Origin of the sequence: Kitasatospora sp. NPDC059722 (genome assembly GCF_042733235.1) — a bacterium.
GTDB lineage: Bacteria > Actinomycetota > Actinomycetes > Streptomycetales > Streptomycetaceae > Kitasatospora.
Map to the genome: position 1 here is coordinate 1 of NZ_JBHWGD010000161.1, position 8,673 is coordinate 8,673.

The window sequence follows — 8,673 nt, forward strand, 5'->3', positions numbered from 1 at the left end:
TTCCCCCTCCCACTCGCCCAGCACCGCCCCGGGGGCGGCCCCGGGCGGGGGGGACGGGGAAGCTCCAGGGGTGGTGAGCCAAAGCGCGCCGGCAGCCCGCCCCCCCCGCGCCACCCCCCCCGTCAACTCCGGCTGTGCAGGGGGCGCGACACGGACCCCGGGGCGCTGAGCCGGTGGATCGTCGTCCACACCACCAACGGCAACGTCGGCGTCCTCTACCTGGCCCCGCCGCGCTCGGCCGTCGCGCTGCGCGAGGACTTCGAGGCGATGCTCGCCGACGAGCGCTCGCGCGGCGTCGAGCCGGAGTTCGACGCGATGGCCCTCATCGCCACGCCCGAGGAGGCCGCCGCACTGGCCGGCCCGCAGGTCGACTACCTCCAGCCGGTGCTCCGCCGGTACGCCGAGCACCACCGCGCCACGGCGGCCGGGCGACTCAGGCGGTAGGCGGGGCGGGCATCCGGTCGTCCGACAGGCCCAGGGTCTCCTGCATCCGGGCCTGGCGGCGGCGGCCCCAGGTGATGGTGAAGAAGATCAGGCCGCCGAGGAACACCCACGGCATGACGCTGCTCACGGTGACCATGGCCTTGGTCGAGAGCACGTAGGTCAGCGCGATCCGCAGCGCCGACTCCACGACGAACGCGACGCCCCAGATGACCGTCAGCAGCCGCTGGCCCCGCCGGAAGCCCTCGTGCACCCACAGGCCGTTCCAGCGCTCGACGCCCTCGGCGGTGCCGCCGGCGGCGAACTTGCGGCCGAAGTAGAACATCGCCGGGCGCGGCGCGAACAGCGTGGCGAGGAAGCCGAGGCCGATCAGACCGGTCAGCGCGGAGTCCTTGATGAAGATCAGCTCGGTGGTGTTGTACGCGAGCGCGCTGAGCGCCCCGAGGACGAGCGTGACCAGGGTGAAGATCCCGAACTCGTCGAGCCTGCGGTGCAGCAGGAAGTACACGCCGAGGTCGGCGACCGGCCAGGCCGAGGAGATCAGCAGGGCGTTGACGTCCGACGTGCCGTGCCCGCTGAGCGCGTTGAACGTCAGCACCGGCGCGAGGATGTTGAACAGCAGCGTCGGCCCCCAGTCCAGCAGCACCCGGAGGGCGCGTCCGGGCCTGGGGGCGGGGCTTGAGGCGGGCTGGGACATGGGACTTCCTCCTACGGCCTTCGGGCATGCCGCGCCAGGGTGCGGTTGGCGGCGGACGAGAGTCTGACGGCCCGTGGCGTGCTGTGGGAAGATCGCCGGCGGGCAGCATCCGGCCAGTGGCAGGATCGCGCCAGCGGGGGACATCGGGGGAGGTCAGAGGGTGTACGAGGGCTTGGGCCTCGGGCGGGACGCCGGGGCCGTGTACGGACTGATGCTGGGTGAGGGCGTGACGCACCACGCCGAGATCGCCGCGCGGCTGGGCCTGACGGCCGGGCAGGTCGGGGACGCACTGGACCGGCTCGTCGCGGCGGGGCTACTCAGGCCGTCCATCCGGACACGGCCGGAACCGATCGCATGGCCGTCGGCCGATCCGCCAGCCGACCCGCCGGCCGATCCGCCAGCCGACCCACCGGCCGCATCGTCCGCAGAGTCGCCCGCCCAGCCACCGAGCGAGCCACTCACCGCGCCGCCCGCCGTCTCGCCGCCCGCGGGCTCCGCGACCGGCTGCGCCGACCCGGCGGAGCCCGGCCCGCTGTGCCTCGCCGACCCCAGCGAGGGCCTGCGTGCGCTGCTGGCCCGCCAGGAGGCCCGACTCCTCGCCCAGCAGGCGGAGTTCGACCGCACCCGGACGACCGTCACCCGGCTCCTCACCGAGTACGCCATGGCCGAACCGGGCATCCGCCACCGCGACACCGAGCGACTGATCGGCCAGGACACCGTCGTCGCCCGGATCGAACAACTCGCCCGCGGGAACCGGTTCGAGACGATCTCGTTCCAGACCCGGACCAGCGGCGCCGTCGCGACCACCAACGCACTGGGGCTCACCCTCGACGGTCTCGCGCGCGGCATCCGGATGCGCTCGGTGTACCCGGACAGCGTGCGCCGGCACGAGCCGAGCCTGGCCTACGCCCGGGTTCTGACCGCGCACGGCGCCGAGATCCGCACCGTCCCGGTCACGCCGCTGCGCCGGATGCTGGTCTTCGACCGGACGGCGGCGATCGTCCCGGCGACGCTGGACCCGGACTGCCTGGACGCCGTCCTGATCACCGCCCCCGGTGTGGTCGCCGCACTGCGGGCCCTGTTCGAGGCCGTCTGGGTGACGGCCGAGCCGCTGGTCGCCCCCGGTGGCGCTGCCGGCTTCGCCGGGGGCGAGGCCGTGCCGGGCCCGCGCAGCGACGAACTCACCCGTCACGAGCGCGGTCTGCTCGACCTCCTCAGCCAGGGCCTGACCGACGAGGCGGTGGCCAACCGGCTGGCCCTCTCCGTCCGCACCGTCCGCCGCAACACCGCCGCCCTGATGGCCCGCCTCGGCGCGCGCAGCCGCTTCGAGGCCGGTCTCCGCGCCAAGGAGCGAGGCTGGCTCTGAAGGTCCGTCATCAGCCCTTGACCGCCTGCTGGTCTGGACCAATATGTGGAACGCGGGGACGGCCGCGGCCCCGGCGTGTGATCGTTTGCCGTATGTCGACCTTCCTCTCGTACACCTCCTGCGACGGGTCCCGGATCAGCTGCCAACGTGCGGGCCGGGGCGAGCCGTTGGTCGTCCTGCCCGGCGGGCCCGGGATGGCCCCGGGGTACCTCGGCGACCTCGGAGGCCTCGGCCGGCGGCGCACCCTGGTGCTCGTGCACCCGCGCGGGACCGGGCACTCCGACGTACCGGCGGACCGGGACACCGTGTCCTTCGTCCACCAGGCGCGTGACGTCGAGGCCTTGCGCCGGCACCTCGGCCTGGAACGGATCGACCTGCTCGCCCACTCGGCGGGCTGCCTCACCGCGCAGGAGTACCTGGCCGCCCACCCCGACCGTGTCCGCCGGGCCGTGCTCGCCGCACCCGTCGGCCGGGCGGCGCGCGAGGCCGACGAGGCCGAACTGGCGGCCCTGCGGGCCTCGCGCTCCGGCGAGCCCTGGTACGCGGACGCCGCCGAGGCCGACCGCCTGCTCGCCGAGGGCGGTGCGGGCGCCGCCGGACCGGCCGCGCTGCAGCGCCGCATCCTGCCCTTCTTCTGGCACACCTGGACCGCGGACACCGCCGCCGAGTACCGCCCGGAGCACGCCTGTTCGCTGCCGTGGTACCGCGAGGCCTTCTACGCCGGCTCCGCCGCCCCGGAGGAACTCCGCGACCGGCTGGCCCGCTTCGCCGCCGCCGCGACGCCCGTCCTGGTCCTGGCCGGTGCGTTCGACGGCATGATCGGCACCAACCCGGCCCGCGCCGTGGCCGCCTGCCACCCCCGGGCCCGGCTGGAGGTGCTGGCCCGCTCCGGCCACCGGATGTGGGTGGAGGAGCCGGAGCGGTTCGTCGGCCTGGTCGAGGAGTTCCTCGGTGCCGCGGAGGCTCCCGTCGCCGGGGGACTCCTCAGCCCGTCGCCGCGGTGATGTCGCCGTTGGACGTGGTGAGGTCGAGCCGGTAGCGACCGCCGGGGTCGTCCCCGACCCCGACGCGTATGTTCCCGTGGCTCGTCGACGTGCTCACGTGGTAGGCGGCGGCCGGGACCGTCACCGTGATGGCGCCATTGGACGTCCTGGCCGTGATGTCCTGCGCGGTGGCCGGGGTCAGCCGGATGTCGCCGTTGCTGGTGCGGGCCTGGATCCGCTCGCCCCGCAGGGTGGTGCCCACGATGCTGCCGCTGGAGGTGTGGACGTCGACCGGCCCGCCGACGTCGTCGAGCGTGATGCCGCCGGCGCTCGTGTGCACGGCGACCTCGCCGACCCGGGAGAGCCGGATCTCCCCGGCCGACGTCCGGCCGCTGATCGGCAGCCCGGCCGGGGCCTCGACCGTGTAGCCGACCGAGCAGTCGTCCCCGCAGCCGCCGAGCACCAGCGTGCCGTTCTCCACCCGCGTGGTGCCGTCGGGCTTGCCGTGCCCGTACTCGACGGACCGGTGGACCGACACCTGCGTGGCCCCCGGCCTGCCCTCCACGGTGACGTTCCCCGCGTCGGTGTCCAGTCGGACGGCGGTGATCCGGTCGGAGACCGTCGCGTCGTCCTGGAAGCTGCTCTTCGTCGGCGAGCAGCCGCCGAGAGCCGCGACGGCCAGTGCGGCCGCCCCGGCGACCACGACCGCCCCGACGTACCGGTGCTGCGACCCCATGTCCAACCCCCCTGTCGTCCGAAATTCCGTACACGAGGGACGGTAGTCGCGCCGCCAAGCCCGGGGCGATAGGGCCAGCCCCCCAATTACCCTGGAGCAGGCACCACCATCGGACCGGTACCCAGGCCCCCGACAGCACGACCCGGCACCACCCGCCGGAGCAGCCTTCAGACCCCCGAAGCCCCCGAAGCCCCCGAAGCTCCCGAAACCGCCGACGCCGCCGGTACGGGCTCCGCCGCCCGCCCGCGCCGGGGGAGCAGCAACGGGGTCGCGAGCAGGCACAGCCCGGCGAGGCCGAGCGCGGTCCGCGGACCGGTCACCCCCGCGAGCACGCCCCACAGCGCGGTGAGCACGGCCGTCGCGGCCTTGGCGCTCACCGACCACGCGGTGAGCACGCGGGCGGCCCGGTCCGGCGCGACCCGCTCCAGCCGGTGGGTGGAGTACACCGGGTTGAACACCCCGATGCAGAGGATCATCCCGAACTCCACGGCCATCACCAGCAGCATCCCGGGCCCGCCGGGACCGACGAGGACCAGCCCCGGCAGCCAGCACGCCCGCAGCGTCCCGGAGACGAGCAGGACCCGGCGCCGCCCGAACCGGGCGACCAGCGGCCCGGACAGCCGGGAGCCGACCAGCCCGCCGAGGCACGGGACGGCGAAGGTGAGGCCGTACTGCCACGGCGCGAACCCGAGCGGCCCGAGCAGCAGGACGGTGAGCACCGGCTCGGTGGCCATGATCAGGGCGTTCACCAGCACGGTGTTGAGGAACAGCGGCCGCAGCTCCGGATTGGCGAGCACGAACCGCCAGCCCTGGAGCAGTTCCCCGGCTCGCAGGCGCGCGGAGCCGCCGCGCGGGGGCCGCGCCGCCCGGCCGCCGATGGCCCGGATGCCGAGGGCAGAGAGCAGGTAGCTGACCGCGTCCGCCGCGACGGTCGCGACCGGGCCGAGCAGCCCGACCGCCGCGCCCCCGAGCGGCGGCCCGAGGACGGTCGTCGTCCACATCGTCGACTCGAAGCGGGCGTTGGCGGCCAGCAGCCCCTCCGGCGGGACGATGCTCTTGAGGTACGCGCCGGAGGCCGCCCCGAAGGTGATGTCCGCCGCCGCGACGGCCACCGACACCGCCAGCAATTGGCCGAAACCGAGCCACCCGAGCGCGTGGGCGGCGGGGATGCTCAGGAGCGCCGCGCAGCGGAGCAGGTCCATCCCGATCATGACCGGCCGCTTGCGCCGGAACTCCACCCACGGCCCGAGCGGCACGGCCACGACCGCGCCGACCGCCGCGCCCGCGGCCGCGAGCCCGGCGACGGCCGACGCCCCGGCGTGCAGCAGGTGGACGGCGATGAACGGGAACGCCCCGAACGCCAGCCGGGTGCCCATCGCGCTGGTGCCGTACGCGGCCCAGAGCCAGCCGAACGCCCTCCCGAGCGACTGCCTCCCCGGCGACTGCCTCCCCGGCGCCTTCGCGCTCAAGGACCGCCCGCCCAAGGACTTCCTGCCCCACATCCCCCGCGCACCCCTCTCGGACCGGAACCACCGGCGGTACAACCGAATGGCGACCGGGAGCATCAAACCGGCCCGCCCCACCAGGGATCAAACAACCGCGGGCCCGGCACCGTACAACCATCCGTTGTGCCCTTAGGCTTCGCGGCATGGACCTCAACGCCGTACGGACCTTCGTGGCCGCGGCCACGGCGGGCAGCTTCCAGGACGCCGCCGCCGAGCTGGCCGTCACCCAGCAGGCCGTCTCGAAGCGCGTCGCCGCGCTGGAGCAGGACCTCGGGGTGCGGCTGTTCCACCGGACCCCGCGCGGCGCCGAACTCACCATCGACGGACAGGCGTTCCTGCCCCACGCCCGCGAGCTCCTGCGCGTCGCGGAGCGGGCCGCCGCCTCGGTGCGGCCGGGCAGCCGCGCGCTGCGCGTCGACGTGATCGCCTCCCGGATCGCCCCGTCGGGACTGCTGCGGGACTTCCACCGCGCCCACCCGGACGTCGAGCTCGACGTGGTGCACCTGCACACCGCCGACGACGCCGTCGCCGCGCTCCTGGCCGGGACGATCGACGCCTCCTTCCGCGCCGTCCTCGCCCCCGGCCGGGAGCTGCCCGAGGAGATCGCGACGGCGCACGTCCTCGACGAGCCCCACGACCTGCTCACCGGCCCGGGCCACGCCCTCGCGAACGCCCGCTCGGTGACGCTCGCCGGGCTCGCCGGCCACCGCATCTGGATCCCCGGCAGCGCACCCGGCACCGAGTGGGGCGCCTACTACGACGACCTCTGCGCCGCGTTCGGGCTCACGATCGAGGGCACCGGCCCCAACTTCGGCTCCGACGCGCTGCTCGACGTCATCGCCGACACCCCGGGCCTGGCCACCCTGGCCGGCGCCCGCACCCGCCTGGTCTGGCCCGCCGGCCACGACCTGCGCCGCGTCCCGGTGCACGACCCGGTCCCGGTCTACCCGCACTCGCTGATCTGGCACCGCGACAACCCGCACCCCGCCCTGCGGGCGCTCCGCACCCACCTCGCCGCCATCCCGGACGCCCGCCCCGAGGGCCCCACCTGGGCCCCGGACTGGGCCCGGCGGTAGGTGGTCCCGCGCTCAGGACCGGCGGTCGTGCGAGCACCGATCGCCCGTGCTCCCCGTGTTGCTCCCGCCGCCGACTCCATGCCCGTGCTGTCACCCGCTCGGGTGAGCGGATCGCTCGTCGGGCGTAGCCGGGGCTTCCGGCGGAGGATGGGAGTCCCAGGTCGTCGACGGGAAGGCGGACGGGTCATGGTGATCGGCATGGCGGACATCCGGGAGTGGCGCGGCCAGGCGGTCGTGGACGAGAAGGGCGGCCGGATCGGCTCGCTGGAGTCCGTGTACGTGGAGACGTCCACCGACGAGCCCTTCTTCGCGACCGTGACGGTCGGCGTGATGTCCGGGCGCCGGCTGGTCTTCGTCCCGCTGGACGGGGCCGTGGTCGGACCGGGCTACGTCAAGGTCGCGTTCCCGAAGAGCGTCGTCAAGCAGGCGCCCGCGATCGGCACGGACGACGTCCTGCCCGCCGTCGACGAGCCCGCCGTCTTCGCGCACTACGAACTCCCGTACGCGACCGGTGCCGGCGGCGAGCGGCGCCTGGCGAGGCGCTGAGGGCGGTGGCCGGCCGGGGCCCCGGCCCGGATACCCCACCGGGTACACTGGCCAGTCGACAGCCGACGTGAAAGGTGGCCCGGACATGCAGGTGGACGAGGAGGCGGTCGGCGCGGTCCTGAACCGGCTGCGTCGCGCGCAGGGCCAGCTGGCCGGTGTGATCGCGATGATCGAGGCGGGCCGTGACTGCAAGGACGTCGTGACCCAGCTCGCCGCGGTGTCCCGGGCCCTCGACCGGGCCGGGTTCAAGATCGTCGCCAGCGGTATGCGCCAGTGCATGGCGGCGGCCGACGAGGACGGTGCGCCGATGACCGAGGCGGAGCTGGAGAAGCTGTTCCTGGCCCTGGCCTGAGCCCCGGCCCGTCCCCCGGCCTGAACCGTGACCTGACCCCCGGCCCGAACCCCGGCCCGAACCCGGCCCGACCCCTGGCTCGGACGTACGGATGTGTGCGCACTTCGGGGTGCACGCACATCCGTACGATCGTCTGACGATCATGCTGTCACGCGCCCCGGCCCCCACCGCGTTACCAAGGTATGGATCAATCATCGAATCCGGACGCCCCGGCCGAGCCACCCCGGCCGGACTTCCCGGACTTCGTCGCCTCCCGCGCCCGGCACCTCCACCGGACCGCCTTCCTCCTCACCGGCGGTGACGTCCACCTCGCCGAGGACCTCGTGCAGGAGGCGCTCGGCCGGATCTTCGTCAAGTGGCGGAAGATCTCCCGGCTGGACAACCCCAGCGGCTACGCGCAGACCGTCCTGGTCAACACGTTCCTGTCGTACCGCCGCAAGCGCAGCGCCTCCGAGCGCGTCACCGACGAGTTCCCCGAGGTCGGCGTGCAGGACCCGGACCCGGCGCTGCGGCTGACGCTGCTGCGCGCCCTCGCCGAACTCCCGGCGTCGGACCGCGCCGTGCTGGTGCTGCGCTTCTGGGAGGACCGCAGCGTCGAGGAGACGGCTGCCGCGCTTCGGCTGAGCGGCACCGTCGTCCGCGCGCGCTGCCGCCGGGCCCTCGCCCGCCTGCGCGGGGTCCTGGGCGACGACATCGACGCCGTCCTCGGCGGATCCACGGACACGGCCGGCACCGGTACGACGAGAAGTGCGAACGGAACCGGCGGACCCAACCCCTCCTCCGAGAAGGCGGTGCTGCGCCATGCCCACTGACGACATGTTCGAGGACGGTTTCGCCCGCGCCCTGCGCGGTGCCGCTGAGCTGGCCCCCGAGCCGGTGCAGCACACCCAGGCCGCCGGGGCCGAGCCTCGCGCGCGCCCGTTGGGCCCGCCCCGGCGCGCGCCCCCCCCCGCCCCCCCCCCCCCCCCCCC

9 protein-coding genes and 1 pseudogene are annotated in these 8,673 nt (G+C 74.8%); 7 read left to right on the forward strand and 3 right to left on the reverse strand.

The window, feature by feature from the left end; genetic code table 11:
- Positions 1-444, forward strand: a pseudogene (locus tag ACFV4F_RS40935) (hypothetical protein); the annotation flags it as partial.
- Here ACFV4F_RS40935 and ACFV4F_RS40940 read toward each other — a convergent pair.
- Entirely contained in the window at positions 434-1,138 is a 705-nt protein-coding gene (locus ACFV4F_RS40940) for a VC0807 family protein (RefSeq protein ID WP_380510661.1), read from the reverse strand. The pseudogene ACFV4F_RS40935 and the gene ACFV4F_RS40940 sit on opposite strands and share 11 nt — an antisense overlap.
- A 160-nt stretch (positions 1,139-1,298) precedes the next feature.
- On the opposite strand from ACFV4F_RS40940, the gene ACFV4F_RS40945 reads away from it, so the two are divergent.
- Both ACFV4F_RS40945 and ACFV4F_RS40950 read left to right on the forward strand, forming a co-directional pair.
- On the forward strand, positions 1,299-2,504 hold the full coding sequence (locus ACFV4F_RS40945; RefSeq protein WP_380510664.1) for a LuxR C-terminal-related transcriptional regulator: 1,206 nt from the start codon (positions 1,299-1,301) through the stop codon (positions 2,502-2,504).
- A gap of 92 nt (positions 2,505-2,596) precedes the next feature.
- A complete protein-coding gene (locus tag ACFV4F_RS40950) occupies positions 2,597-3,508 on the forward strand; it encodes an alpha/beta fold hydrolase (RefSeq protein WP_380510667.1) in 912 nt (303 codons plus the stop codon).
- Here ACFV4F_RS40950 and ACFV4F_RS40955 read toward each other — a convergent pair.
- Together ACFV4F_RS40955 and ACFV4F_RS40960 are read right to left on the reverse strand one after the other, a co-directional pair.
- Entirely contained in the window at positions 3,489-4,223 is a 735-nt protein-coding gene (locus ACFV4F_RS40955; protein WP_380439793.1) for a DUF4097 domain-containing protein, read from the reverse strand. The genes ACFV4F_RS40950 and ACFV4F_RS40955 overlap by 20 nt on opposite strands.
- A gap of 167 nt (positions 4,224-4,390) precedes the next feature.
- Entirely contained in the window at positions 4,391-5,692 is a 1,302-nt protein-coding gene (locus ACFV4F_RS40960) for an MFS transporter (protein WP_380510670.1), read from the reverse strand.
- 179 nt (positions 5,693-5,871) lie between these two features.
- Between ACFV4F_RS40960 and ACFV4F_RS40965 the strand changes: the two genes are divergently transcribed.
- From ACFV4F_RS40965 to ACFV4F_RS40980, 4 genes are all read left to right on the forward strand, one after another.
- Positions 5,872-6,804, forward strand: coding sequence for a LysR family transcriptional regulator (locus ACFV4F_RS40965; protein ID WP_380510673.1), 933 nt, complete (start codon positions 5,872-5,874; stop codon positions 6,802-6,804).
- A gap of 186 nt (positions 6,805-6,990) precedes the next feature.
- Complete coding sequence (locus ACFV4F_RS40970; protein ID WP_380510676.1) at positions 6,991-7,350, forward strand: PRC-barrel domain-containing protein; 360 nt, start codon at positions 6,991-6,993, stop codon at positions 7,348-7,350.
- 85 nt (positions 7,351-7,435) lie between these two features.
- Positions 7,436-7,702, forward strand: a complete 267-nt coding sequence (locus ACFV4F_RS40975; RefSeq protein WP_329931520.1) for a metal-sensitive transcriptional regulator — start codon at positions 7,436-7,438, stop codon at positions 7,700-7,702.
- 182 nt (positions 7,703-7,884) lie between these two features.
- A complete protein-coding gene (locus ACFV4F_RS40980) occupies positions 7,885-8,514 on the forward strand; it encodes a SigE family RNA polymerase sigma factor (protein WP_380439786.1) in 630 nt (209 codons plus the stop codon).
- Positions 8,515-8,673: the final 159 nt, after the last annotated feature.